General features: G+C 55.6%; 22 protein-coding genes and 2 pseudogenes. 6 read left to right on the forward strand and 18 right to left on the reverse strand.

The genetic code is table 11. The features are described 5' to 3' along the window. The 7 genes and pseudogenes from JMJ16_RS55060 to JMJ16_RS42255 form a co-directional block, all read right to left on the reverse strand. Positions 1-189: a hypothetical protein gene (locus JMJ16_RS55060; RefSeq protein ID WP_236601932.1), complete on the reverse strand. Its 189-nt coding sequence runs from the start codon at positions 187-189 to the stop codon at positions 1-3. Further along, positions 174-764, reverse strand: a complete 591-nt coding sequence (locus tag JMJ16_RS42235; protein ID WP_201392326.1) for an MFS transporter — start codon at positions 762-764, stop codon at positions 174-176. Before JMJ16_RS42235 ends, JMJ16_RS55060 begins: the two co-directional genes overlap by 16 nt. Beyond that, the gene (locus JMJ16_RS42240; protein ID WP_307813345.1) at positions 736-2,133 is read right to left on the reverse strand and encodes a serine hydrolase domain-containing protein; all 1,398 of its coding nucleotides are present in this window, start codon (positions 2,131-2,133) and stop codon (positions 736-738) included. The genes JMJ16_RS42235 and JMJ16_RS42240 overlap by 29 nt, the downstream gene beginning before the upstream one ends. Before the next feature lie 84 nt (positions 2,134-2,217). Then, the gene (locus JMJ16_RS56520) at positions 2,218-2,385 is read right to left on the reverse strand and encodes a hypothetical protein (RefSeq protein ID WP_307813347.1); all 168 of its coding nucleotides are present in this window, start codon (positions 2,383-2,385) and stop codon (positions 2,218-2,220) included. A 207-nt stretch (positions 2,386-2,592) separates the two neighbouring features. Continuing rightward, positions 2,593-2,967: a LuxR C-terminal-related transcriptional regulator gene (locus JMJ16_RS55065; RefSeq protein WP_307813387.1), complete on the reverse strand. Its 375-nt coding sequence runs from the start codon at positions 2,965-2,967 to the stop codon at positions 2,593-2,595. Next, positions 2,968-3,678 (reverse strand): annotated as a pseudogene (locus tag JMJ16_RS55070) (transcriptional regulator); the annotation flags it as partial. It lies immediately after the preceding gene. Next, entirely contained in the window at positions 3,594-4,289 is a 696-nt protein-coding gene (locus JMJ16_RS42255) for a hypothetical protein (RefSeq protein WP_236601933.1), read from the reverse strand. The pseudogene JMJ16_RS55070 and the gene JMJ16_RS42255, both read right to left, overlap by 85 nt. Positions 4,290-4,423: 134 nt before the next feature. Between JMJ16_RS42255 and JMJ16_RS42260 the strand changes: the two are divergent. Further along, positions 4,424-4,723 (forward strand): annotated as a pseudogene (locus tag JMJ16_RS42260) (SDR family NAD(P)-dependent oxidoreductase); the annotation flags it as partial. Positions 4,724-4,738: 15 nt separating this feature from the next. Continuing rightward, on the forward strand, positions 4,739-5,047 hold the full coding sequence (locus JMJ16_RS42265) for a putative quinol monooxygenase (RefSeq protein WP_201391375.1): 309 nt from the start codon (positions 4,739-4,741) through the stop codon (positions 5,045-5,047). Between the two features lie 90 nt (positions 5,048-5,137). On the opposite strand, the gene JMJ16_RS42270 is transcribed toward JMJ16_RS42265, so the two are convergent. After that, positions 5,138-7,615 (reverse strand): glycoside hydrolase family 3 C-terminal domain-containing protein, encoded by a 2,478-nt coding sequence (locus JMJ16_RS42270; protein ID WP_201391377.1) that lies wholly within the window; start codon positions 7,613-7,615, stop codon positions 5,138-5,140. 167 nt (positions 7,616-7,782) lie between these two features. On the opposite strand from JMJ16_RS42270, the gene JMJ16_RS42275 reads away from it, so the two are divergent. Then, the gene (locus JMJ16_RS42275) at positions 7,783-8,751 is read left to right on the forward strand and encodes a glycoside hydrolase family 43 protein (RefSeq protein ID WP_201391378.1); all 969 of its coding nucleotides are present in this window, start codon (positions 7,783-7,785) and stop codon (positions 8,749-8,751) included. Between the two features lie 133 nt (positions 8,752-8,884). On the opposite strand, the gene JMJ16_RS42280 is transcribed toward JMJ16_RS42275, so the two are convergent. The 5 genes from JMJ16_RS42280 to JMJ16_RS42300 all read right to left on the reverse strand — a co-directional run bounded on the left by JMJ16_RS42280 (position 8,885) and on the right by JMJ16_RS42300 (position 12,986). Continuing rightward, a complete protein-coding gene (locus JMJ16_RS42280) occupies positions 8,885-9,535 on the reverse strand; it encodes an iron reductase (protein ID WP_236601934.1) in 651 nt (216 codons plus the stop codon). Beyond that, positions 9,532-10,485 (reverse strand): FAD:protein FMN transferase, encoded by a 954-nt coding sequence (locus JMJ16_RS42285; protein WP_201391379.1) that lies wholly within the window; start codon positions 10,483-10,485, stop codon positions 9,532-9,534. Before JMJ16_RS42285 ends, JMJ16_RS42280 begins: the two co-directional genes overlap by 4 nt. Further along, positions 10,466-10,933, reverse strand: a complete 468-nt coding sequence (locus JMJ16_RS42290; RefSeq protein ID WP_201391380.1) for a hypothetical protein — start codon at positions 10,931-10,933, stop codon at positions 10,466-10,468. Before JMJ16_RS42290 ends, JMJ16_RS42285 begins: the two co-directional genes overlap by 20 nt. A gap of 42 nt (positions 10,934-10,975) precedes the next feature. Beyond that, on the reverse strand, positions 10,976-11,758 hold the full coding sequence (locus JMJ16_RS42295) for a S1C family serine protease (RefSeq protein WP_236601935.1): 783 nt from the start codon (positions 11,756-11,758) through the stop codon (positions 10,976-10,978). A gap of 475 nt (positions 11,759-12,233) precedes the next feature. Next, entirely contained in the window at positions 12,234-12,986 is a 753-nt protein-coding gene (locus JMJ16_RS42300) for a glycosyltransferase family 2 protein (protein WP_201391382.1), read from the reverse strand. A 190-nt stretch (positions 12,987-13,176) separates the two neighbouring features. Between JMJ16_RS42300 and kynU the strand changes: the two genes are divergently transcribed. Together kynU and JMJ16_RS42310 are read left to right on the forward strand one after the other, a co-directional pair. Continuing rightward, positions 13,177-14,445 (forward strand): kynureninase, encoded by a 1,269-nt coding sequence (kynU, locus tag JMJ16_RS42305; protein WP_201392327.1) that lies wholly within the window; start codon positions 13,177-13,179, stop codon positions 14,443-14,445. Positions 14,446-14,698: 253 nt separating this feature from the next. Continuing rightward, positions 14,699-17,332 carry a DUF4012 domain-containing protein gene (locus JMJ16_RS42310; protein ID WP_201391383.1) on the forward strand — a complete coding sequence of 878 codons (2,634 nt, stop codon included), beginning with the start codon at positions 14,699-14,701 and terminating at the stop codon, positions 17,330-17,332. Here the strand turns inward: JMJ16_RS42310 and JMJ16_RS42315 are convergent. Further along, positions 17,240-17,593 carry a GIY-YIG nuclease family protein gene (locus JMJ16_RS42315; protein ID WP_201391384.1) on the reverse strand — a complete coding sequence of 118 codons (354 nt, stop codon included), beginning with the start codon at positions 17,591-17,593 and terminating at the stop codon, positions 17,240-17,242. The genes JMJ16_RS42310 and JMJ16_RS42315 overlap by 93 nt on opposite strands. A 134-nt stretch (positions 17,594-17,727) precedes the next feature. Between JMJ16_RS42315 and JMJ16_RS42320 the strand changes: the two genes are divergently transcribed. Further along, positions 17,728-18,876 carry a leucine-rich repeat domain-containing protein gene (locus JMJ16_RS42320; RefSeq protein ID WP_201391386.1) on the forward strand — a complete coding sequence of 383 codons (1,149 nt, stop codon included), beginning with the start codon at positions 17,728-17,730 and terminating at the stop codon, positions 18,874-18,876. A gap of 43 nt (positions 18,877-18,919) precedes the next feature. Here JMJ16_RS42320 and JMJ16_RS42325 read toward each other — a convergent pair whose 3' ends face one another. The 4 genes from JMJ16_RS42325 to JMJ16_RS42340 all read right to left on the reverse strand — a co-directional run bounded on the left by JMJ16_RS42325 (position 18,920) and on the right by JMJ16_RS42340 (position 25,392). Then, positions 18,920-21,169: a hypothetical protein gene (locus tag JMJ16_RS42325; RefSeq protein WP_201391388.1), complete on the reverse strand. Its 2,250-nt coding sequence runs from the start codon at positions 21,167-21,169 to the stop codon at positions 18,920-18,922. 649 nt (positions 21,170-21,818) lie between these two features. Then, complete coding sequence (locus JMJ16_RS42330) at positions 21,819-22,739, reverse strand: ABC transporter permease (protein WP_201391390.1); 921 nt, start codon at positions 22,737-22,739, stop codon at positions 21,819-21,821. A 25-nt stretch (positions 22,740-22,764) separates the two neighbouring features. Next, positions 22,765-23,715 (reverse strand): ABC transporter permease, encoded by a 951-nt coding sequence (locus tag JMJ16_RS42335; protein WP_201391392.1) that lies wholly within the window; start codon positions 23,713-23,715, stop codon positions 22,765-22,767. Positions 23,716-23,805: 90 nt separating this feature from the next. Continuing rightward, positions 23,806-25,392, reverse strand: coding sequence for an ABC transporter substrate-binding protein (locus tag JMJ16_RS42340; protein WP_201391394.1), 1,587 nt, complete (start codon positions 25,390-25,392; stop codon positions 23,806-23,808). Positions 25,393-25,464 lie beyond the last annotated feature (72 nt).

Raw genomic sequence — 25,464 nt, forward strand, 5'->3', positions numbered from 1 at the left:
TTAGTTTGCAGGAACCAGCTCTTTCTTCTCCTCTGCTGCCTGCTTCTCCAGCTGAGGGAGGCGGGCCTGGCGGAGGGTGAGGAGTGCTATGAAGCCTGACAACAGGATCAGCGCTCCCGAGATGGTCATCCAGGGGACGACTCCCAGGCGATCGCCGAGACTGCTGCTCAGAGTTATACTGATGAGCATCGCGAGCGATGTGACGGCTTGGAGAGTGCCGAAAATGCGACCGAAATGCGCTCTTTTTGCTCTGCCCCTGCGCTGAGAGATGCCAACGCGGGAAGCGCAATGAGCAGAAGCATCACTGCGGAAAATACATAGGTCGCGCTATCCGCCAGCACGGAACCGGTGAGCCCCAGCACGGTGAAAAGGACCCCGCCAAGCAGCGGCCCGATCAAGCGGGTCACTGCTTGACCGAGCGATGAGAGCGAGTTCGCAGTCAGCAGGTGCTCTTTTTCGATCAGCGATGGGATGAGTGCCATCGATGCAGGAGTAAAGAACTGCGAGATGGTCGCCTGCGCTGCGAGCGTTACGTATATGAGCCAGAGCAGATCCGCGCTATGCACCAGCAGCATGAGGAAGAGCACGGTGGTTCGCAAGAGATCGGCGGTCAGCATGGTCCAGCGGCGATTCCAGCGATCGACGAAGACCCCGGCAAATGAACTGAGCAGGACGGCGGGCAGGGTCTCCGCAATGACGGTGAGACCTGTCTGTTCTGTTCCTCGCAGACCCAGACTATTGGACCCGACTGAATAAGCGACCAGCGAGGTCTACTCCTACGACCGTGCCACTCTTATCGCGGGTGAAGAAGCCGCGTTGCCCCCTGAGAGCGCCGTCGGTGATGATGTACTCATCTTTGGAGCCTGCCAGCAGACCGAAAGCGAACGGCGCGTAGTCCTGGGGCAGTTCCTGGTTGGCAGCCGCACGGATCTCCGGTTTTATCAACACCTCGAGCCTGAGTCCAGCCCCAATTGTGTCAATGGTAAACGTCATCATCTCGTTCTCGTAGCTGCCGACAATCTCCTGGGCTCGCGCCGCATCAAACGAGATTGGCTCCGGGTCGCGGTCGATGATCCCCAGGTAGTTCTCAAGCGCCCAGCGAACGACTTCCTGATTGAAGGGGATGCCATCCGGGCCAGCGTTGGTCAGCGAGATGACGGCGAAGTTGCGCTCAGGGACGATAAGCAGCTCGGAGAACTGGCCGTTTGCCGACCCGCCGTGCCCGACGGTGCGCACGCCGTCCACGTTGCGCAGGAACCAGCAGAGGCCAATAGCGTCGCCAAGGGTACTCGCTCGCAACTCAGCCGTGGAATCCTGCATCTGATGCAGCACATGTGTGGGGAGCACCTGGATGCCGCTTTCTGTGTGGCCGTCACCAAGATGGAACCGACCCCAGCGCAGCAGGTCTGCTGTCGAGGATGCGATGCCCCCACCAGGGTTGTCGCCGCGCGAATGCCGCCACGGACGCGCAATGGACAGAGTGTCGCCCTGGCTGCGGTCGTGTCCGACCGCGAACCGCCGGGTCATGATGTCATCGCGCGCGAAGAAACTGTGCGACAGTCCCAGTGGCTCGAAGACGAGCGAAGCAACGGCCTGCTCGAACGTCTGGCCCGTGACTTTCTCGATGAGGCGTCCGAGCAGGTTGTACCCCGCCTGACTGTAGGAGACCCGGCTACCAAGCGGCGCGATCAGATCAACCTCAGCCATCTTCGCCACATAGCGCTCTAGGGCGTCGTCCCCTTCACCGGTGTCGGCGTTGGCCCTCCAGTCTAGTCCGGAGGTGTGGTTGAGCAGGTTCAGCACCGTGACTTTGTCTGCGGCCTGTGTATCCTTCAGCTGAAGCTCTGGGATATAACGGCGTACCGGCGCGTTCAGCTCGACCTTCCCCTCTGCGACCAGACGCATGAGCGTGGTTGCCGTAAAGGACTTCGTGATCGAACCCAGAGCAAACAGAGTGTTCTGATCGATGGGGAGTGGATTATCGACGCTTGTCACTCCGTAGCAGGCATAGATCTCCTTACCGTCCAACCACACCCCAACGGCAACGCCTGGAATGTTGAACTTCTTGAATGTTGTCTCGACAAAATCGGTTAATGTGATATGCGACATTTCTCTTTCCTTTTCCTGGCACATGTAAAATTGACACTAAAGATGAATGAAAGGTACTTCGTTGGAATCACGAAATGACCGCAGAAAAAGCAGATGCTAAAGCTTATCCTACTGCTTCGATGCTGCTGCATTGGGGTGGTCAGTATCCCGCACAGACTGTTCTTGCGCCTCCGCAGCCTCACTTGTCTCCAGAGAGAGCAAGGTCAAACCCAGACTGTTGATCTTGAGCAGAACCCGATAGAGTGCCGCTTGATCGAGCAGTGATCCGCAGAGCACTGTTTTGTCAGGTGCTTATGGGATAATCTCAAGATCCTCAAACCATTCTTGCCAGGACAGGTCGAGATGCCCTTCGATGATGATGCGGTATCGCATCTATGGAGCGTTCCTCCTTCGTTCAAGATGATTAAAGTATAAAGCGCCAGCGGGCGAGGAGAGATCACCCCATGGGGTGATTGTGAGCGGGTGAGGGAAGAGAAAGGGAAACTAGAGCAAGGACAGGCGCCGCGCCGCCTCACTGGCCTCGACACGGCTGTGGACGTTCAGCTTGCCATAGAGGCTTTGGACATGGGTTTTCACGGTATTAAGCGAGATCACCAGTTCACGGGCGATCTCTGGATTCGATCGCCCGGCGACCAGCAGACGCAAGACCCGTTGCTCCTGCGAACTCAGCGGCTCCAGCAGCAAGGAGCCCTTCCTGGCATGCGATGTCTCCTCCGTATACAAGAGAGCGCGTTCCAGGGCAATGGCGTGTAAGAGGGTACGCACAAAGGAGATCAGGGATGTCTCGTGGAGCGCTGGCAGCAGCGTTTTCAGCAGGGTTTCCATCGCTGGGCCTTCATCCAGAAAGAGGCGTTGCATGTTTTCAGGGTGAGCCAGTCTTACCGCCTGCATGAGAGAGGATTTGGCCTGACTGTGCTCCTGGCTGACAGAATGAGCCAGGGCCTCCAGAATCTGGATTTCCAGAACGCTCCGTTTGCGTCCCTGAGCCTGGGCCTTCTCTTTCCAGGGGGCCAATGCTTGCAATGCAGTTTTCCCTCGTTTCTGCGCAATGTGCAAACGCATGAGAAGCAGGGCTTCTTCCTGCTGGCGCAAGAAGGGGAGCTCCTCCTGTTTGGGTACCTGGGACAAATCAGCCTGTTGCTTTTCCTGCGCCTATTGTTCGACTGCGGAGAGATCGCCATCTGCCAGGTGCAGTCGGGCCCGGCAGGCGCGGATGGCTCTCACAGACCAGGGAAAGGGTGTGTGCATCTCCCATTGCGAGAGCGTATCCAGAGCCTGGGCGGTCTCTCCAGAAGCATATAGTAGGCGGGCCTGGATGAGTGCCCCTGATGCCAGAAGGTGAACTGCCTCTTCCGGCTTTTCTCTTAAAGCCAGTGCTTGCGACAGATAACGCTGTGCGTCTCTTAATTCATTGCGTTCATAGGCCAGACGCGCAAGGTTATGATAGGTCGATGAAGGAAAGAAAGGCTCTGGCTCCCCTGTTTCTAAGAACAAATGCTGGCGGGAAAACTCCTGGTCTTCATCAACGTAGGTAAGGCCCTGCTGATAGTAGTATGCGGCCTTGCGCACCTCGCCTTTTTCCAGTCGTGTAAAGCGCAAATCAGTATCTCGAATTTCACCCAGGTGGCCGCGTGCCCGAAAGCGGTAAAGGGGAAGATCCGGGTCCACGCGACTGGCCAGTACCAGATGCACATGAGACGGCAGATGCTCATCCAGAAGGTCAGGGATGTGTGAATGGTTGACTCGTTGATCACATGATAATCATCCAGGATCAGTAAAATGGGCGAGGTTTCTCCATGCATGCCAGCCATCTCATTGAGGAGCATCGTCAAGCCAGGAGAAAGAGATCCAGGAGCTTGCAGCAAGGCGAGCGCGCGCGCTCCAATCTCAGGCCAACACCTGCGTAGAGCCGCGATCAGTGAGACCCAAAAGCGCGTCGGATCGTTGTCCAACGCCTCCAGAGAGAGCCAGGCGACGGCCTCGTGATGCCTGTGCGCCCACGCGGAGAGCGGGGTGGTTTTGCCCCAGCCGAAAGAGAAAGCAGTATGCGTCGTTAACCAGAAGAACCACGACTCCTCGATTCCTGATACGAACTGCACGGGTGGGCAAGCAGGGGCATGAAGTTCATAAATGCTGCCCTCAGGAGACCAAATGAGGACATGACCGGGTAATTTTGGCATACGCTCCGCTCCTTTGCTCGATTCTTCCCAACTTCCCAACACGGATGAGTGTTGTCTCGTTCTGGCAAGGCTCCGCGAAGCAGGAAACCCTCGAGGTGACTCGAGGAATCCCCGGCTTGAGTTGGGGGGAGGATGTCAATAGCTATCATGCCGCCAAGGGCGCTGTGAAGATGATGACGCAGTCTGCGGCTCTGGAACTGGCTCCCTTTGGTATTCGTGTAGTGGGTGTGGCACCTGGCGTCGTCGATACCCCTATCATTCAAGGCTATCGTGGTGCTGGCATTATTGATGCCCTGGCGCGCAAGGAGATGAGCGGTAAACTGCAAACGCCTAAGGAGATCGCCGATGCTGTGGTGCTCCTGGCCCAGGATGAGGCCCGCGCGATCAATGGTAGTATTGTGATGACCGATGGCGGCTATGCCGCGTTCGAATAGAAGGTGGAACAGGTTTTGAGTACTTCTGTCAATATTCTTGCTACGATCACCCCAAAACCAGATCAGGTAGAGAACACACGCCAGCAACTGCAAACTGTCGCGGCTGCCTCGCGCCAGGAGCCAGGTTGTCTGCGCTACGACGTCTTCCAGGGGAACCGTGACGGTGAGACAACCTTTCACATCGTTGAGCGCTACCAGGATCGCGCCGCCGTTGAGGTCCACGGTGCCAGTCAGCATTTCCAGGCTCTGCGCGAGCGAGCAGCGGACCTGCTGGCAAAGCCCTGGGAGATAATCTTTGTTCAGGACGTAGACGTTGCTTTGTAATTAGTACCACAGAGGGTAAAGGGTATAGTGCCGGGCCGCCTCAGGCAACCCGGTACTATACCCTTTACCCCTCTGTGATATAGGTATTCTCTATAACCAGCGGCTGGTTTCGGTTAGCTCGAAGGTAACGGTGCCACGGATATCCTGGGAGGATGCGCCGACCAGGACCTCGAAGGTGCCAGCCTCGGCCACCCATTGATGGGCTTTGTCATCGAAGTAGGCCAGGGCTTCACGCCCGATCTCCAGGGTGACAGTCTGCGTCTCGCCGGGGTTGAGATCGACCTTGGTGAAGGCCTTGAGCTCCTTCTCGGGGCGGTGCAGGCTCGCCTTGATGTCGCGCACATAGAGCTGCACGATCTCTTTACCGGCTCGCTCGCCTGTATTGGTGATGTCCAGCGAGACCTGGAGACTGGCGCTGGCGCCTATCGCCCCGGCGCTTGGCTTCAGTGGACCATAGGCGAAGCTGGTGTAAGAGAGGCCGTAGCCAAATGGGAAGAGGGGTGTGACCTTCTTTTTATCGTAATAGCGATAGCCAACGAAGAGTCCCTCGCCATAATGTACTTTCCCGTTCTCGCCGGGATAGTTGATATAGGCAGGGTTGTCCTCCAGGCGTACGGGGAAGGTCTGTGCCAGCTTGCCCGAGGGATTCACATCGCCAAAGAGGACATCAGCGATGGCGTTGCCGCACTCCTGACCCGGATACCAGGCCTGTACGACTGCTGCGACCTTCTCTAGCCAGGGCATGGCGTTGGGCGTACCCGCATTGAGCACCACGATGGTATTGGGGTTGGCTTCCGCGACCCGCGCAATCAACTCATTCTGTTCGCCTGGCAGCTCCATAGCGGCGCGGTCGAAGCCCTCGCTCTCCCACTCGCCATTTAAGCCCGCGAACACTAGCGCGATGTCGGCCTGAGCGGCCAGGGCGGCGGCTCGCCCGATCATGTCTTCGGGAAGTGGTGGCAGGCAGCCCAGGCGTACGGCAGACGCCATGGTGTTCGCGCTTTTGCCAAATTCAAGCACGAGATCATATGCCTGCCCCGCCTGCATCTCCACACGCTGTCGTACTTCAGTGCTTCCCATGCCAAAATAGCTGTCGCCGGGCGTCGGGCTGGTCCAATTATCAATGACTTCCACTCCATCAATGAAGAGGCGGCTCAAACCCGCGCTGACGAGACTGAAGGTATAGGTACCGGTCGCCTGGGCCACGAAGCGCCCCGTAGCGCGCACGGCGAAGCGCTGGGGATCGATGCCCTCGGGCAGCGGACCAAACCATATACGCTCGCTTGTCTCAAGCTGCTCTTGCTGGACAGGTGTGCCCTCCGGCGTTGCTGTGTTGAAATATGCTAGCGAGAAAGCATGCTCGGCCCCTTCCTCATTAACGAGGAACTGAGTATCAAGGAGAGGTAGTAGCTTGTGGCTGGTGCAGCCCTGCTCATAGCCAACCTCTATCCCCTCGCCCAGTTTGGCGAGGACGCCTTCGAAGGACGAGACCCGGTAGTGTGGATTGACCTGGGCGCTACCACCGCCCATAATCTGGGCCTCTTTGGCGTTTGGCCCGATAATGGTGATGGAGCGTAGCGCCTCGCGCTGGAGTGGTAGCGCGTTCTGCTCATTCTTCAGCAGGACCATGCCCTCGGCGGCGGCCTTGCGAATCAGGGCGCGGTGCTCGTGCAGATCAATCGCCTGCTCTGGCTCCTCCTCGGGCTGCGCGAACTTTCCGGCTTTCTCCAGCAAGTTTAGGAGCCGGAGGGCGCTCTTATCGATGGTTTCTTCTGTGACTTCGCCATCCTTGACGGCCTGGAGCAGTTTCTCGCCACGCCACAGCCCGGGACCTGGCATCTCCAGGTCAAGGCCCGCGTTCACGGAGGCGGCGGTGCTCTTGACCGACATAAACCAGTCGGACATCACTACGCCATCAAAGCCCCACTCATCGCGCAGGATGCTTTGCAGGAGTTCTGGATGCTCGCTGGCAGCGACACCATTGACGAGATTGTAGGAGGCCATGACGGCCCAGGTGTTGGCCTCACGAACGGCGGCCTCAAAGGGAGGAAGATAGATCTCGCGTAGCGTGCGCTCATCAACCTCAGTGCTGATGCTGTAGCGCTCGAACTCTGACTCGTTACCGGCATAGTGTTTGACGGTTGCGCCGACGCCCTGGCTCTGGATGCCGCGAATGTAGGCCACAGCCATCCTGGCTGTGAGGTAAGGGTCCTCGGAGAAGCTTTCAAAATTACGTCCGCCAATGGGAGTGCGGTGGATATTTACCGTAGGAGCCAGCAAGACGCGAGCCCCCTTGCTCTTTGTCTCCTGGGCCAGCGCCTGCCCAACGCGTTCGACCAGGGCGGTATCCCAGGTCGCCGCGAGATTGGCCCCGCAAGGGAAGCAGGCGGCGGTGACGCCTCCCTGCATGGCCCCACCTCGAGCGCCGTTAGGACCATCGCTCACTTTTAACGCGGGGATGCTCAGTCGATCATTGACAATGGTATGCCACATATCGGCGCCAGCGAGCATGGCGACCTTCTCCTGGAGCGTCATTTGCTGAAGCAGGTTCTCTGTGGTCTCAGACATATTTTATCCCTTTCGATAATATGTATAGATACTCGTATATTGTATCGCGTTTTGGCACGGGTTTGTAGGTGGTAAGTGGTATGAGGAAGATTGTAAAGCTCCTCAACAGTCCCACTCGATGTATGCTACAATTAGCCAATAGAAGAAAAATTTAGAGGATACTATTTGTGGATACGCACTATACCAATCCTGTCTGGCAGGGAGATATGCCAGATCCCTTCGTGCTGAAGTGGGAGGGCCAGTATTATGCCTTTGGCACTGGTGGTCAGAAACGCGAGGCGAACGGCAATATTTTTCCGGTCCTGCGCTCGAATGACCTTGTGCACTGGCAGGCTTGTGGAGGCGCGCTGATACCGCCTCCTGCCGAGCTGGGAGACGACTTCTGGGCGCCAGAGGTTGCCTATGATGGAGGGAAATTCTACCTCTATTATTCGATTGGCAAAGGGCTGCGCCACCAACTGCGCGTGGCAACGAGCGAGTCCCCTGTGGGGCCATATCAAGATACAGGTAGGCCCCTGGTCGATCCGCGAATTCAACCCTTCTGTATTGATGCTCACCCCTTTCGTGACGACGACGGCCAGTGGTATCTCTTCTATGCTCGCGACTTTCTCGATACCGAGCATGGCTATCACCAGGGGACCGCGCTGGTCATAGATCGTTTAGCGACGATGACGCGCCTGGCTGGCGAGGAGACAACCGTCTTGCGCGCACGTCATGACTGGACGCTCTTCGAGGCTCAGCGCTCCATGCCCCACTATGGTGTCACTGCCGATTGGCACACCCTGGAGGGTCCCTGTGTACGCAAGCACGCTGGCCGCTACTACTGCTTCTATAGCGGCTCCAGCTTTATGACCGAGAACTACGGGGTAGATTACGCTATCAGCAGCAGCGTGCGCGGTCCCTATACGGGCGAGGGCAGCGAGGCGCGCGTGCTGCGTAGTGTGCCAGGAAAAGTGCGTGGTCCTGGACATCACTCGATTGTGCTAGGTCCCGATGGACGGACGGAGTATATCGTGTATCACGCCTGGGATGCGCAGATGCAGGTGCGCCAGATGTGCATTGATCGCCTGCTGTGGACCTCCGAAGGCCCCCGCTGCGCTGGCCCCTCGGTTGATCTCCAGCAGATTGCTCTCTAAGCAGAAATAGGCTCTCAGAGACATATATGAGGGATGGGCGTGTGGCACGGGCGATTCCTCCGCGGCATACGCCCATCCCTTATACTTACAAACAGGCGAGCTTGCGAGCCGAGACGATAGAGGATGGACACTTTCACGGTTGATGGATAGCCACGCCCCGGGTCGGGAGCGAGTGTTCCTTTTGTTGCGACATGGCAGGAGTATCTTGTGTGGTAGTGGCTCTATGCTTTAGCGCGCGTTTGCTCTTTTTCTTGCCCGCAAGAATGCGGCGAGAGAGGAGGGGAGTTACCAGGAGAAAGCTGGCAACATAGATGCCCATAGCCCAGGTGGCGTGAGTGTCGCTACCGGTCATGATGCCATGGGCGCCGGCGAGCACGAAGATGGCCAGAGTGAGGACGTGCAGACGCTTCCACCATGTATAACCAATGCGAGGGCGAAGCAAGGTGCTCAGGCCAATCGCCAGGCCAAGGTACAGGCCAATGATGCCCAGGGCCATCCAGAGCGGACGATAATGACTGGCGAATGGAAGCAAGATCTCGCGCCAACCGAAGTGGGTAAAGGGATCGATCCACACGGCCGCGATATGAATGCCCAGGAAGGTTGTGCTGAGTAACGTGAGAAAGTTATGTAGTTCGCTATTGATCAAGCGCGGCCAGTGGGTGCGTGACTGCGCCTGTGTAGAGAGCGCGAGTCCCACAAACACTGCCAGCGTGAGCAGTATATAGGAGGTGAAGCCTCCGGCTCGGGCGACATCCCAGGTAATATCTTGCCAGATGACGTTCATTGTTCCTCACCCTTCATAAGCGCTATGGGCCATGGCTCAATGGTCTCCCATGTCCCATCCTCGCGCACGAAGAGGCCCGCGATATGATGAGCGCGCAGGAAGGCTGCACCTTGCTCAATCCCAAGAATAAAGGCGACTTTGGCTGCGACCTCGGCTTGCTCGCAACGGTCGGCCGCGACGGTTACCGACCATAGATCGTTCCAGGCGGGTAGGCCCGTGTGTGGATGGAGCAGATGATGATAGCGTGTCTGGCCCTGCTGCCAGTGACGACGCGCGATGCCCGAGGTGGCAAGGGCGCCCGCCCGCAATGGAATGGTCCAGGACTCTTCGCGCCCTGGAATGGCAATCGGCCACTGGCCCTCCCCAGGAGGTAGTCCCAGCACCGCCAGGTCGCCACCTGCATTCACCAAAGCGTAGGAGATGCCCTCTCTCTGGAGAAGATGTAGCGCGGCATCAACCGTCATGCCTTTGGCGATCCCGCCAAAATCCAGCTTACAACCCAGGGGCAGGGTGATACGCCGCGCGGCCCGGTCGACCTGGATCGCTCGCCAGCATCCTCCTGGAACCCTCCCTACCTCAGGTTTATCCTGCCGAGGCGCGATAGCCTCAAAGGTGCGATCATATCCCAGGCGTATTAGCTGTTCCAACAAGGTTGGATCATAGATCCCCTCTGTCGCGTGGGCCGCTGTCAGGGCCGTCTCCAGCGTGTTTAAGAGCAGCTCGCTGACAATGGTAGGTACCCCTGGCTGCCGGTTCAGTTGGGAAAGCTCACTCTCGGGCAGGAAACGGCTTAATGTGCTTTCCCAGACGCTGAAGAGCGTGTGCACCAGTTGTTCTCCCGCCTCTGCCTGTTCTATAGGCAGTAGGAGGGAGATGGTGGTTCCCATCGCCTTGAACTCGCGGCGCTTCATACCCAGAGGATCTCGATAGTCAGGAGGCGTTGGAGCCACTGACGGGACCTTGGGGGCTATAGCTGGGCGCGTTATTGACGATTGCTGGTGGTCTGTAGTTTGTGCCTCCCTGAGTATAGGCTGGCGCGCTGGTGGCCGTTGGGGTAGCGGTACTGGTTCCCTGTAAGGCATCTTGCGATCCAAGGTTATTTCCTCCCTGCTGCCGGAAAAAACTGTTGCTCTTCTGAGATGTAGCTGTGGTGGGTGTCACGTGTTTGGCGGTTGATGATGAGTTCGTTGGCTTAGCCGCTGTCTGGAATTGAGGATAGGCGATCAGGCCACCAACGATACCAAAGGTGGCAAGTGAGGCCAGGGCCGTTCCTCGTTTAAAAGTATTTGCCAGAGCCAACGCCCGCGCCTTGAGCATTGGTTTAGCAGGCGAGGCCGGGGCTTTTGCCTGGGGGCGAGCCGCTTTTGTTTTAGCAAAGTTGAATAACTGTGTTTCCATGATAGGCTACTTTCTTGCTTGCTTGCTTGCTGTATCTTCCAACTACGCGGTTTGCTGCAGGATCTGGCGAATGACGCTTTGCACGATGCTGGCAGGAATGGCGTAGCTGATGCCGTTGGCGGTTGTGTTCGATTCTGTATTGATGGCGGCCAGGGTGGGAATGCCAATGACTTTCCCCTGCATGTCTACAAGGGCACCCCCGCTATTGCCTGGATTTAAGGCCACGTCGGTCTGGATTGCCTGAGAGATGGTCACTGCGGCGGATTCGGAGACGCTGCGGTTCAAGGCGCTTACAATGCCTTGCGAGGCCGTTTCTGTAAGCCCTAAGGGATTACCTATGGCGATGACATCCTGTCCAACCTTTACTTTAGTAGAGTCGCCGAATTGAGCTATGATCATATGCGCAAAAGGCGCGATGCGCACGACTGCCAGATCATGTGAGGCATCGGTTCCGATTAACTGTGCCTGTTCTGTCGAGCCATTGCTCAAGACTGCCTCAATCTGCTGGCTGCCATCGATAACATGATTATTGGTGACGATATCGCCTTGCGCGTCAAAGATGATGCCTGAGCCAAGCTGCTCGCCCTGAGAGGTTGTTACCTTTAATTCGATGACCGCTGGCTCAACACTGCTAATAACGCTCTCCGCCTGCGTGGTACCTGATGTAGTGCTGGATGACGAGGCTGCTGAACCGGTCGTAGATGTAGTGCTTTGCGCAGGTGTGTGAACAAATTGCCAGCCTGCGAAGAGACCCACGCCGAAGACAAGCAGGAGTACAAGCATGAGGAAGGCTAAGGCGACGCCGCCTGTTCTTTTTTGACGCATCTCTGGCCTTTTCTTCTGCTCTGGCTCCACAGGATATTCAGGTATTTGAGCCTGATTATGCTGGAATTGGCCTGGTACTAGTTGTTGATCAGTATATGTGTTTGACATTATAAATGATGTTGAAGGAATGGTATGAAGAGGCGAAACATCCTCATAATGTATATATTCTTCTCGCTGTGGCATATTTCTAGTCTCCTGCTCTTTGACTAACACCGGCACTATTCGTTCGACGTTATTATTGGCCAGTGTAGTCTTTTTCTATGAGAAAAACATTGTAAGTGTATGAGAGAAATTTCATATGCCCTTTCGAGAAGGAAGAGTGATAATAATTTTTAGGCTTTGTCATATCTTTAGTGTACTCTTTCTTCTTGAAAGGACAAGTTATATATATGTTTTATGCGTATTGCTAGACAATCATTTGCGTCAGGAACTTCCGCGTTAATTGTAGAGTTCATGCCAGCATGGACTTCTCCGGCTAGGCCTGGCGCGGGAGTGGTAGTTCTGTCTGGCTGTTTACAAGGGCTTGCTTCTCCTGGCGCCACTTGCGTGTGTAGATGATGAGTTCGCGGAAGGCGCGCAGAATAACACTGAGTTTGGCGCCCGTGGCTTGTCCGCCGCGTCGGGGCAGGTGGAGCACGCCAATCTCATGATAGCTGTATCCCGCTTGCTTCAACTTGTAGAGGAGTTCTGCGTTGATCATGGCGCCCCGGGTCTCTAAGGGATGTGTACACAAGAACTCGGTGTGTAAGAGTTTAAAGGCGCAATCGATATCTCGGACATGGATATCGAGAAACCAGCCAATGAGGCACTTCCAGCCCCAGGCATTGAGGCGGCGCATTGCCGAGTCCTGGCGCTCCAGGCGATAGCCGATGACCGCGTCATACCGCTCAACGGCGCCGAAGAATTGCTGTAGCTCGCGAATATCAAATTGTCCATCGGAGTCCATAAAAAAGGTCAATTCCTTCATCGCGGCCTCAAAGCCACTGACCAGCGCGGCTCCATAGCCTTGATTGGTTGGATGGGTGACCAGGCGAAGCTGTGGTAGGTCTCTGGCAAGCTCAGCAACGATAGTGCCGGTCCGATCCGCGCTACCATCATTCACCACAATAATCTCAGCGTCCAACCGCCATTGTTGCAGAACGCGCCAGACGTCCAGGATAGTATTACCAATAACCTGCTCTTCGTTATAGGCTGGCAGAATGATCGAGAGGCTATGTTTCTTTATCACTTCTGGCTATTTCCTTTCATCTCAGTTCGTCCTCGGTGGATCTTCTGTATATTAGAGTAGCAAGGTTTTATGTGAGTTCTATTGGAAGAAGATGAGAGATATCTCATGCTTGTAGGCTTGTACGATTGGCTGACATGACGTGATATAGTGTGGAGAAAGCAAACCTGTACTGAACAAAGGAATACCAATGATGGCTATACCGCTAAGTGCCGACTATGCCTCGATGCTTGATGCGCAAGATCGGCTGGCTCATTTCCGGGAGCGCTTTGTCGTTCCTGACCCTGAGCTTATTTATATGGATGGCAACTCTCTGGGACGTCTCCCAAAAGCCACACAGGCCTATGCCCAGGAGCTGATCGAGACGCAATGGGGGACGCGCTTAATTCGCGGTTGGAATGAAGGCTGGTTCACAGCGCCGGAGCGTATTGGCGCGAAGATAGCGCGCCTGATCGGAGCACAATCAGATGAAGTCATTGTGGCGGACTCCACCTCGGTCAATCTCTTCAAGCTGGTGGTCGCTGCTCTGCGGGTGCAGCGGGGACGAACGCGCCTAGTGACGGATGATTTAAACTTCCCCTCGGACCTCTATGTACTCCAGGGGGCCATTGAGCTTCTGGAGAAGGGGCATCGCCTCGATATCATTTCTTCGCCTGATGGCATCCATGGTCCCGCCGCCGAGATCCAGGGCTCCCTTGATGAGCAGGTCGCCTTGCTGACGTTATCGCACACGGTCTTCAAGAGTGGCTACCTTTACGACATGGCCGAGTTAACCCGGGCCGCCCATAGTGTGGGCTCGCTGGTACTCTGGGACTTGAGCCACTCCGTGGGCGCGGTTCCGGTTGACCTGAACGCTGCCCAGGTCGACCTGGCAATCGGTTGCACCTATAAGTATTTGAATGGAGGCCCGGGCGCTCCTGCCTTCCTCTACATTCGTCGCGAGCTACAGGAGCGCCTCGGCAACCCCATCTCTGGCTGGATGGGCCAGAGAGACCTGTTTAATTTTGCCCTGGACTACAAACCCGCCATGGGCCTACGCCAGTTTTTAACGGGGACGCCCCCCATTCTCTCGCTCTTACTGATCGAGCCAGGCGTTGATGTACTGCTAGAGGCTGGCCTGGACGCCCTACGCGCCAAGTCTGAGCAACAAAGCGAGTATTTGATACAACTATGGGAAGCCGTGCTTAAGGCAGACGGCTTTGTCCTCAATTCGCCACGAGAGGCCCAGCAGCGTGGCTCGCACGTCTCGCTTGGCCACCAGGAAGGCCTGCGCATCGATATGGCGCTCATCAACGACATGCAGGTGCTACCCGACTTCCGCGCGCCCGACAATATCCGCCTGGGCCTGGCCCCTCTCTATACCTCCTTTAGCGATATCCATACAACCGTCACGCGCCTCCACCGGGTCGTAGCAGACAAGCTCTACGAGCAATACCCACACGAAGTCCCAATCGTCACCTAAACAAATATTGTGTGTTGGATAGTGGTTGGGTGGTTGGGCGCATGCGCCCAACCACCCAACCACTATCCAACACACAATTGATCTCTGAGCGCCGCAGGAGCGAAAACATAGCCAATTAGGCTAAAAAAGATGCTTATCTCATCCTCAAACGATAAAACTAAATAGAGAGTAATATATTTAGTTCAAGATAAACGTTTTGCATTGAACATTCCTCTTTCTCTATATATGTGTTCTGCTTTATTTGGAGGCTTTTATGTCTAAACCGCCGGGTGCAAACAAGCTCTTCCGTTCGCCTATTCCTGGCAGTGAGGCAAGCAAACATACAGGTGCCCTCGCTCATGAGGACAGCAGCGAAATTGGTACCCAACCTGTTCCAGCTATGCCGACTGAAACACCTTCGCATTCCTCCTCTGGTGACCTGGCGGATCGACCAACGATGCAAGCTCCGGCTGTTCAACCTGCAAGTGCAGTATCATATCAGCAGAATCCTGCCTCGCAGGCAGGGATAGGAGGGTATAACCCCATGCCTGCGCCGTTCCCTGTCTCACAGTCAGGGATAGGCTACGGACCAGGCCCCGCCCAACCGCCCGTTACACCACGCCCCCAGGCCCTGGCTGGACAGAGTGGCAATCTGAACAATATGCAGCGGCCGCCTGCTGCCGCAAATGCGCCGTGCCCTAATGCGTTTGTCAAAGCACGCAGGAAATACTCCAACCTATCAACGCGTGCCAAAATCGTGATCCTGGCCATGCTTGCACTCTTACTCTTACCCTCAGTGTTTATTGTGCTTGAGAGTGTGAACGCCTTTGCCCTGTATAGCCAGGCCGATAGCGCCATTAAACATTTGGAGGCGGCCCAAAACGTTTTTAGTGGCGGAGGGAATAGCCATGGCAACCTGGCGCGTTACTTCGATGTGAAGAAGCTCCGCCAGGTTCAGGGAGAGATCAACGCGGCACATAGTGACCTGGTCAGGCTGCGGGATGAGCTGGACCAGGATGGAAATGTGGCCATGTTAGCTAACATGGTACCTGCCCAGGTGGGGACTGCTCGTTCCCTGGTACACATTGGGGTCGACGCTACCGAGATTGGCCAGATTGCGCTTCAATCCGCCATCAAAATGGCTCCCACACTCTCGCAAGCCTTCAATAATCCCCTCAATAGCGGGAGTAAGAATACCGAGGAGAGCACCGCCCCCTTAAAGCCGTATCTTACATCGAGCAATGTTGATGAAATATTTGCAGATATAAACCTCATCATTCCGCATGTCCATGCCATGAATATGCAGGCCCGAGGCCTCTCCCTCAACACCTTGCCGCTGAGTAGCAAACAGAGTAATCTTGTAGGCTCACTCCTGAAACTCCTGCCTGCGGCTGAAGTCGGCCTGAACCAGACAATGAGCATGAAGAGCGAGATTAGCTGGTTGCTTGGTGCTGACCAACCGCGCACCTTTCTGGTGGAACCAATGGACCGCGCGGAACTGCGAGCCACGGGCGGCTTTACCGGGCAGTTTGGCGAGCTCTCAATTAATGGTGGACATATGTCCCCGCTGAAGCTGAAGAATATTGCCCAGTTTGAAGAGGATATTACAGGTGAAGGTGCTGCGCGGCCAGATCAGAAAGTCTATGGCAAAGTGGTAGGTCAGCCAGCGCCAGATCCTTATAATAATTGGTGGCCTGTTGGTAACTTTGGTATGCGAGATGCCAATCTCTCCGCCGACTTCCCGACATCCGCGCGCCTGATTATGGACCGCTATAATTACGAGTTTGAGAAAAAGCTTGATGGCGTCATTATCTTTACGCCTGCCTTGATTGAACACGTCTTACATGTGACCGGCCCTATCCATATTGCAGCCTACAATGAGACTATTACCGAGCAAAATCTTGAGGCGCGGCTGCATTACTATCAACTAGATAACACTGGAATTCGCCGGGAAGAGATTATTGAAAAGGTGGAAGACCCGCAGCAGGCGCGCAAGCTCTTTACCCAGCAGGTGACCAAAACCCTGATGGATACGGCTCAGCACCTGCCATATGATAAGGTGCTGTCTCTGGTGAATGAGATGTTTCTCGCGACGAAAACCAAGGATCTACAGATCTACTTCACCAATCCTAAGGTTAATGCCCTGATCACCAAATATGGTGCAATCGCTTCGCTGGATCGCTCGACCCAGCATGATGGCCTGGCTATCGTGCAATCTAACCTGAGTGCCAGTAAGGCATCGCAATATGTAACTACATCGATAAAAGATATTGTTAGTCTCGATGCCTCGGGTGGGGCGACCCATCAAATGGTGATGATGCTGAATTATCAAAAGAAGGGCGATGTCTACGGCATGAGCACTTATCGCGATTATGTGCGTATCTATGTCCCGCCCTCTAGCCAACTCATTTCGAGCTACGGTTTCGCGCATCACTTAACTCCATATTGTGGCTCTGGCGCGGGCTATCAGGCATGCGCACAGGACGTATATGGAGATGGCACTCTTGTTTGTACAACGGCTCCTGTTGATACCGACTCCACTTCATTTCTCGACTATGGTGCTGGTTTCCAGAAGCCGATCCCGGCCATCGGTCAGCTAACCAATCAGAAGAGCGATGAGCCTGGACGTGCCATGTATGCGGGATGGGTGGTTGTGCCGCCCAATTGTAGTATCAAGGTGACGCTCTCGTGGTATGTACCCCCAAGTAGCCATACCTATAGCCTGCTCTTCCAGCCGCAGGCGAGCGTGCATCCACAGCTAGACTTGACGGTTAAGTCGGCCCAGAAGGCCTGTGCGGGTAGTAAGCCCTCCGACTTACACTTCGTCGGAACCATGGATGGGCAGGATCGTACCTTTACCTTGCAGACCGGGCAGTCCGGTGGTGGTTGCGCTCTGAGGATGTCCTGAGGCTTGCGCGACCAGTTTGAGCTTCTGCTGACGCGAGAGGCACTTGATCTGATATTCGGCTCGGAGTGCCTCGCTCTTGCCTGGAAACGCCCAGCTGGCGAGGAGAGTCACGGGCCGATGCGCGCGTGTGTAGTGTCCACCTTTTCCCGCGTTATGCGTGGCGACTCGCCGCTGGAGGTTGTTGGTGTAGCCTGTGTAGAGTGTGCCGTCCGCGCATTTAAGAATGTAGACATAGTGCGTCTCGTCGCTTGTCTCTGGCATGCCTTATCCTATCTCGCATGACTTCTCGCGCCTGCGGCGCTCGCTATGATAAATGGTATGATGCAAGTTAGCGGCCACAGGCCGCTAACTTGCATCATACCATTTATCATACCTTTTGAGAACGGAGGTCAATTGTGGAGAATGGCGAGGTAACCAGGCTATCGCTACGCTACTGTGGACTTGCTACGCTTCCCGTGTCCCTGGCTCAACTGAATTCGCTACGGGTCTTAGATCTTACCGAGAACAGGTTGACGGCTTTGCCCGAAGAGCTTGGCTGCCTGGAGCAGTTAGAGGAGCTGTACCTGGATGACAATCAGCTCGCTACGGTGCCTCATGCCCTGGGCACTCTGGTGAATCTGCGCGCGCTGCACGCAGATATGAATCGCCTGAGCGCTCTGCCTTCCTCCCTCTACCAGCTTCCACACCTGGAGACGCTTCGCCTTTATAAAAATCAGCTTACCGACCTGCCCGCTGATATTGGGCGATTGCAAGGGTTGCGCGACTTTAGCGTTGGCAAGAACCAGCTCACCTCTCTCCCCAAGTCATTATGGGAATTGAGGCGCCTCCAGGTCTTGAATCTCGCGGAGAACCAGCTTACTTCTCTCTCCGAGCGCATCGGCCAGCTAACACAACTGCAAATGTTGGACGTGGCTCATAACCAGCTTACTTTGCTCCCCGAGTCGCTTGGTCAGTTGACGAACCTGACGCATTACCTCTATCTCAGCAATAATCGCCTGTCGGCCCTCTCTGAGTCACTTTTCACACATCTTACCCAGCTTGCATATCTTAATGTCACCGATAACCAGCTCACGAAACTCCCGCGCAGTCTTGGCTGCCTGACCAACCTCAAAGAGTTAAGGATCTATAACAATCAACTGTCAACCTTGCCCGAAGAGCTTGGCAATCTGGCAGCTTTACGCGAGCTACATGCGATGAACAATCGCCTGGAGGCACTGCCAGATTCTCTGGGCAAGCTAAAGCAGTTGAGGGAGTTACGCCTCACCAACAATCACCTTGCTTCTCTCCCCACCTCCCTCGGTGAAATGGAGAACCTTACCGTCCTGGACCTGCGCAATAACCGCCTCGCCGCTCTTCCAGCCTCTCTTGGTAATCTGGCTAAGCTGCGTTCTCTCGACCTGCGCGCCAACAGGTTAACGGCGCTCCCTCCAGGCTTGCAGAAGCTCCAGCACCTGGAGAAGCTAGACCTGAGATGGCTAAAGCTCTCCCCGCTTCCCACCTGGCTTGACCAACTTGAACAGCGCGGATGCACGGTGTTGTTATAGGGTCCATGCCAGCACGGACCCTACATTTTGTCTTATGCCCCTGCTAAGCAGGGACCTGGCTTGTCTTGTCTGCTGACGTTGCGGTCAGTTCCTGGGCGAAGCGGGGGTCCTGGAACTGGTAGGAGGGCGCGAGACCAGGCTGGGAATATAGTTGCTGTAGCTGCCTGGTTGGGATGGTGCCTAGCGCTGTGCTGGGAATGCTTTGTTCGCCCGTGGCTTCGCGCCAGGCTGACTCCCAGATGGAGGCCAGGCATTGTGCTCCATCCACCATCAATTGTATGGTCTGCTCGCCTAGCTGTTGCCACATGTAGTTCAGACTGTTGTGCATCTGGCTCCCAGTGTTGTAGGCGGCAATAATAGTCTCGGGCGGTAAGAACTGAAGGCTGTGGCGCATCATGGCGATAACGGCCAGTGCCGCCTGTTTGCCCCCTGCAATGGGTGGGTTGAGCGTGATACCCGCCAACTTCTGGTTGACGCCATCCACAATCTCGGCGGTAAAGCGGTTGACCATGGCCGTCTCGTAGGCGCTATGTACGCCATGCTCAGATGGCTGGTCTGGGTGCCCATGGTGCAGGTAGGAGACATGCAGTGGCTGGCAGGCATCACCCACATAATGGGCCATTGTGCCCGCGATACAGACGAAGCTCGCGACATCTTGCTGCTTTAAGGCCGCCACCATTTCATCGTACATCTGCCAGACGCGGAAGGGTAAGGCGCCGCGCTTGGCATCCATGTTGAGCGCGTCATAGAAGTTGTTCCAGAGCGTGATACTGACGTTGTGTTCGTCCTGGCACAGATCGAGCAGCGTTTGCCCGTCAAAGGCCCCCTGCCCAGGCTGGTCCATGTCGGCGAAGTGGTTGGATTCGTCCCGGGGTCGCGTTGTCCTCCATACCAGGTCAGCCACGTCGGCCAGGGGGACAAATTGCCCGCCACCATGAATATGGGTTGTCCCTTGTACCAGTTGATCATCTCCGAAGGCGATAGCGTCTTTATTATTACTCATCAGCGTCTTGAGGTTGGGTAATTGGAGGATGTCACAGGCGCTGCCCGCGATTTTATAATGACCAACCTCGCCCCAGTATTCGCGATGCCCCGTATTCCAGCTAGTGACAAGGTCCACATCAAGTTTATGGCATACAATGCTCAGGCAACTTGCCAGGGCGAAGCGAAGTTGCGCGCTCCCCTGTGCCTCCTGAACTACATGCCCACCCCATTGAAGCGCCAGGGGACGCAGGAGGGTAGGTGCCTTGATGGGGCTACCTCCTGATTTCTGTTGCCCCAGAGCGCGATCAGGATCAAGACACCAGATGGTTCCTGAATCGCCAGGCATAGTCTGGAGGGCTGGCTGTCCCGGGCGGGAGCCGATCAGAAGCTCACTGACATAGTCAAAGCCTCCCATGGAGCAGTAGCGGTAGAAGAGGGCCTGGACCTCACCATACATCTTGCCTGAAGCCGCGCCATGCGCGCAGACGGGGAGGCCGATGAGGTCCAGGGAGATATTCTCAGGATTCAGATTCACGGGCGCACCCAGCTCGCCCAGGCCAAAGATCTGCGCTGTCCACTTGCTGAGATCCTCGATACGAATAAGCCCCGCGTCCAGGTTGAGGTAGGCATTTGTCCCGGACCAGTCGGGATAAACCTCCGCGAAGCCCCTTTTGCGCAACTGATTTGTAATTGCCTGGCCAATTGCCTGCCGTTGCCCATTAGAAATGGTGTAGACGGTATTGCCCGGCTCTCCACTCACATGCTGATTGGTCAGGACATAGATGTTATTGCCGTCTGTAACCAGGCAACCTGCTGAACCTATGTGCTCATGTCCTTGTGTATCGGTCACGAGTGGATAGCCTCCTCCGAGCATGTCATGAGGGAAGGCCACATCTCGCAGGGATGGAGGCGCCTCCTGCTGCTCCGGAGCCAGGATCACGCAGGTGGGAACGATACGGCCATCTGGGAGATAGAGGAAGCGTGGCACCACCTGGTCCGGGTCCGCCTCGATCAAGGCTTGTTGAGTCTGCCATTCTTTAACGAAGACGAGCACGCAGGGCCAGGACCAGGGTTGGACGATGGTATTCTCCAACGTGCGCTCGGGAGATTGATGACGGTGGCGCCATTCAGTTTGCTTTACAGGTGTGTGCGCGTCGGGATCATCCTGGCGAATGCGGTAAAGGCCAATGGCGGTCGCGACCACATTCTCCAGGTTTGCCAGGTGTACATGATAGGCATCCCGCGCATCCAGCAGGTCGCGCACAGACAGCGACCTGAAGTTTCTGCCAGCATGGCTTGGGTGTGTCAAGGCTTTCTCCTCTCAAGCAAGCAACAAGCCGCCCACGTTGGCGACATAATTTGAGTAACCATAAAATGTGTTTGAATTCTTTTACATGTCTGGCACTCAATTGAATTCATGAGTATACATTACTCTAAATAAGACGCTGAAATGGTTCTCTTTTCGTGTCTCCTTACGTCTTCTCGCCGCAATATGTCTCACAGGTTTATTAAGATGAGGTGGGGGGAATTCCTGGTAGAGTAAATGTAGATGGAGTGTTTCTATTTAGAAAGGTGAAAATATGCGTGTCAGCATTGGTTTACCAGGAACTATTCAGGGCGTAACGGCTGAGCGCCTGCTGTAGTGGGCAGGCTCTCAATGAGCAGGTGGGCGCGATTGGCTCGGCCCCGGTGCAGCAGGGTGGACCCGAAGTGCTCATCGGTGGTAATTCACCGGCGGCTCTTCAGAGGAGTGCACGCTGGGGCAATGGTTTTATTAGGGGGGGTGTGGGGATCCCTCGCAGGCGTCTCAGGGCTATTCCCAGGTTGAGCAGGCCTGGAGGAATGCCGGGAGGCCGTGAAGGCGACTTAGCGACAAGGGTGTGGATGAGCCCTGCCTCGCTGATCTCGACCAGGTAGATCGCCTTGCCGACCTTGTCGCTAGTAGCGCTTCATAACGGTTAGAGCCGCTCCAGCCGCCGTGTGCTTGTGCGTGGATCAAGATGATCGCGTATGGCATCGCCAAAGAGATTGAGGCTGATGAGCACAATCACGATGGTCAGGGCAGGCCCAAGCATCATCCAGGGATCGGTGCGCAGAAAGGGTTGGGCCTCGCTGACCATCGCGCCCCATTCGGGCGTGGGTGGTTGTACACCGAGTCCCAGGAAGCTCAGCACCGATTCGTCAAGAATGGCGAAGGAGATGGAGAGCGTGGCCTGGACCAACAGAGGGCTAAAAATATTGGGAATGATGTGGCGCGCCAGGATCTTCCAGGTTCTGGTGCCGCTCACACGCGCGGCGGTGACGTAGTCCTGGGACGCTATCTGGAGCGTTTGACCCCGGGCGATACGGGCGTAGATAGGGATACGTACCACGGCCAGCGCGATGACCAGGTTGATCAGGCTGGGCCCTAGCGCGGTAACCAGAGCCAGGGCCAGGACCAGCGATGGAAAGGCGAGTAAGGCATCTACCAGCATGGTAATGACCTGGTCGACCCAGCCCTTATTATAGGCGGCGAGGACGCCAAGAATGGTGCCACAGACGCCTCCTAGCAGAATCGTAATCGCCGCGACCGAGAGTGAGATACGCGTGCCATAGAAGATACGGCTGAGCTGATCCCGGCCAAGCTCATCTGTGCCAAGCAGATGCGCGCCGCTAGGTCCCTGGGCGATGTGCTTGGGATTATAGGTTATTGGAGAATAAGGACTAATAATGGGTGCGAAGATGGCTATCAAGATGAAGAGGAGCAGGATCAGGCCACACCACCAGCGGGGATCTTTCCGCAGGGCGTATAGTAATTGCTTAAAACCCGAACTGGCCTTCTCTCTCTTGCCGGGTGGGTCAGCCTGTGTCTCGCTCTCCAGGCTTGTTGGTACACTCATATATTTCTCTCCTTGCATGCAACCCTCACTTCGCCTCAAAACCTATGCGCGGGTCAAGGACTGCGTAGCCGACATCGACGAGCAAATTGGCCGCCATATACGAAAGGGCAGAGAGCAGCACAACTCCTTGAACGACTGGGTAGTCCTTGGAGAGGATGCTGGTCACAGCTAGTTGACCAATACCAGGCCAGAGAAAAATGGTCTCTATGGCGAAGGTACCCGCCAGAATCGCTCCTACCTGTAAGCCTATAATCGTGAGCACGGGGATGATGGCGTTGCGCAAGGCATGAGTATAGAGTATTGTGCGCTCTCTCAAGCCCTTGGCGCGCGCGGTACGCACATAGTCCTGGCTCAATACCTCGATCATGCTGGCCCTGATCTGGCGCATATTGACCGCGATAGATCCAGCGCCCAGTGTTATCATAGGTAAAATAAGGTAGCGTATGTTGCCTGCCGGGTCCTCTTGAAAGGAGATATAGCCACCTGGAGGAAAGATGCGCAGATTTACGGCAAATAAGAGCAAGAGAAACAAGCCCAGGACGAAGGCAGGGGTAGCCGTGCCAAGCAAACTGACGATATTGACGAGCCAATCGATCCAGGTATTGCGGTGCGTGGCGGCATAGACGCCCAGGGGAAAGGCCAGCAGCAGGGAGAAGAGCAGCGCGCTAACGCCCAATTCCGCGCTGGCGGGAAGCCGTTGCCAGATCGACTGTAGTACCGGCTGTTGGAGCTGGATCGATTGCCCCAGGTTGCCATGAAAAGCCTGCCAGAGCCAGGTGCCAAACTGTTCGGGCAGCGGTTTATCTAACCCTAATTGCTGGTGCAGGGCGGCGATGGCCGGGGGCGTAGCGTCCTCACCGAGTAGCACACGCGCCGGGTCGCCCGGAACAAGGTGAATAGTCATAAAAGTCATAAAGCTGACCAGCAACGCTACAGGAAGCATAAAAAGTAGGCGTTGTGCGATATAGCGGGCCACACTGTACTCCTTCACTGTTTTGAGGTTATATATATTGAGTATGGCTACCTGGCTGGCGAAGCCAGCCAGGCAGCCATACTCAATATGTTCTTATGCGGCCAGGGTTACTGTCGCAAAGTTGTAAATGCCTGTTGGCAGGATCGTGAAGTTCTTGACGCTGGTGGTCGTTGCCTGGACTGAGACTCCGTGGTTGATAAAGACGTACGAGGCATCCTGCAAGATCTGTTGTTGCGCCTGCTGGTAGTCCGTCGCGCGCTCTTGCTGATCGCTGGAGGTACGTGCCTTCTCTAGCAGGAGGTCTGTCTGGGGATTGGAGTACTGCATATCATTATTGCCGCCGCCCGTATGGAAGTACGAGTACAGGTTGCCATCTGGATCGGGACGCCCACTCCAGCCAATGAGCGCCGCCTGGAAGTTATGGGCGCTGGTGTCGCTCAAAATGGTGGCAAAGGTCTCCTGTTTGATGTTAACCGTAATCCCGGCTGGTTGCAGCTCGGATTGAATAAACTGTGCCTCCTGTGTATTGAGCGGCGAGCCACTAGGGACAAGCAGGGTAAAGGTGATGCTGGTCTTTCCTGCTTTGGCCAGCGCGGCTTTGGCCTTTCCAATATCGTAGGTGTAGGGCTTAAAGTTTTTGTCATAGGCCCAGCTAGTCGGTGGAATGGGGCCATTTGACAGAACACCATTGCCCTTGAGCACGGTATCCAGAATCTCCTGGCGGTTAACACCCCACTCGATAGCCTGGCGCACATCGGGATTATCCAGGGGCGCGACTTTAGTGTTGAGCATAAAGCCGTAGAAGCTCAGGGCTGGCGCCTGTTTATAGGTCAGGTCGGGGTTGGATTTGGCCGACGAGATATCGTTCGGGTCAAGCCCATCTGCCAGATTGATGGCCCCGGTTTGCAGGTTGGAGAAGCGCAGGCTGCCATTGGTGATGGGGCGATAACGCACACTATCCAGGTAGGGCAGCGCCTTCCCCTGACCATCCTTTTGCCAGTAAGAGGCGTTCTTCTTGATCGTGAGATGGTCCCCTTTGGCCCATTCGCCAAACGTAAATGGTCCGCTACCAGCATTGGTAGGGGCATTTGCCAGGTTCGCGCCCAGTTTTTGAACCGCCGTTGGTGATAAGATCATGCCAGCGCGGTCGCTCAGGGTTGCGAGCAAGGGCGAAAAGGCGGTCTTGAGGTTGAAGACTACGTGTGAAGCATCCTGGGCCTGTACCGACTTGACGCTTGAAAGCTCGCTATAACGGGGCGATGATTGGTTGGATAGAATACGATTGATGTTAAATACGACCGCATCCGCGTTGAAAGGCGTGCCATCCTGGAACTTTACATCGGTGCGTAGGGTAAACACCAGTTGTGTGGGCGAGGAATACGACCAGGAGGTCGCTAGGTCAGGGACGAGTGCATTCTGCTCATTGACGTGAACCAGGGTGTCATAAATATTCAGCATTACTTGCCGATCAACAAGGGCCGTCGATTTGACTGGATCAAGCGTTACAACATCTGTGTTTAAGCCGGCAGTCAGGTTACCGCCAGTCTTGCTCTGGGTGCTAGACGTGGTGTCGCCGCCGCAGGCTGCTAGTAGCAGCGCCAGGGCGCTCAAGAGCAGAGAAAGTGTCAGGAGCAGGCTTGGCTGACCCATGCCTCCTCTTCGCCAAAAAGAATGTCTCATGGCTTGGTTCCTTCCTTTCGGAGCACTAAATAAAGAAAGATACGCTATCTTCAAAGAAAGATACGCTATCTT

The organism is Ktedonobacter sp. SOSP1-52, from assembly GCF_016587395.1.

Bases quoted from the DNA above. Each gene is read 5' to 3' on its own strand.
- JMJ16_RS42270 (WP_201391377.1), bottom strand. From the start codon at position 7,615: ATGTCTGAGACCACAGAGAACCTGCTTCAGCAAATGACGCTCCAGGAG.
- JMJ16_RS42280 (WP_236601934.1), bottom strand. From the start codon at position 9,535: ATGAACGTCATCTGGCAAGATATTACCTGGGATGTCGCCCGAGCCGGA.
- JMJ16_RS55060 (WP_236601932.1), bottom strand. From the start codon at position 189: ATGCTCATCAGTATAACTCTGAGCAGCAGTCTCGGCGATCGCCTGGGA.
- JMJ16_RS42240 (WP_307813345.1), bottom strand. From the start codon at position 2,133: ATGTGCCAGGAAAAGGAAAGAGAAATGTCGCATATCACATTAACCGAT.
- kynU (WP_201392327.1), top strand. From the start codon at position 13,177: ATGGCTATACCGCTAAGTGCCGACTATGCCTCGATGCTTGATGCGCAA.
- JMJ16_RS42330 (WP_201391390.1), bottom strand. From the start codon at position 22,739: ATGAGTGTACCAACAAGCCTGGAGAGCGAGACACAGGCTGACCCACCC.
- JMJ16_RS42290 (WP_201391380.1), bottom strand. From the start codon at position 10,933: ATGGAAACACAGTTATTCAACTTTGCTAAAACAAAAGCGGCTCGCCCC.
- JMJ16_RS42315 (WP_201391384.1), bottom strand. From the start codon at position 17,593: ATGCCAGAGACAAGCGACGAGACGCACTATGTCTACATTCTTAAATGC.
- JMJ16_RS42295 (WP_236601935.1), bottom strand. From the start codon at position 11,758: ATGCGTCAAAAAAGAACAGGCGGCGTCGCCTTAGCCTTCCTCATGCTT.
- JMJ16_RS42340 (WP_201391394.1), bottom strand. From the start codon at position 25,392: ATGAGACATTCTTTTTGGCGAAGAGGAGGCATGGGTCAGCCAAGCCTG.
- JMJ16_RS42310 (WP_201391383.1), top strand. From the start codon at position 14,699: ATGTCTAAACCGCCGGGTGCAAACAAGCTCTTCCGTTCGCCTATTCCT.
- JMJ16_RS55065 (WP_307813387.1), bottom strand. From the start codon at position 2,967: ATGCAACGCCTCTTTCTGGATGAAGGCCCAGCGATGGAAACCCTGCTG.
- JMJ16_RS42255 (WP_236601933.1), bottom strand. From the start codon at position 4,289: ATGCCAAAATTACCCGGTCATGTCCTCATTTGGTCTCCTGAGGGCAGC.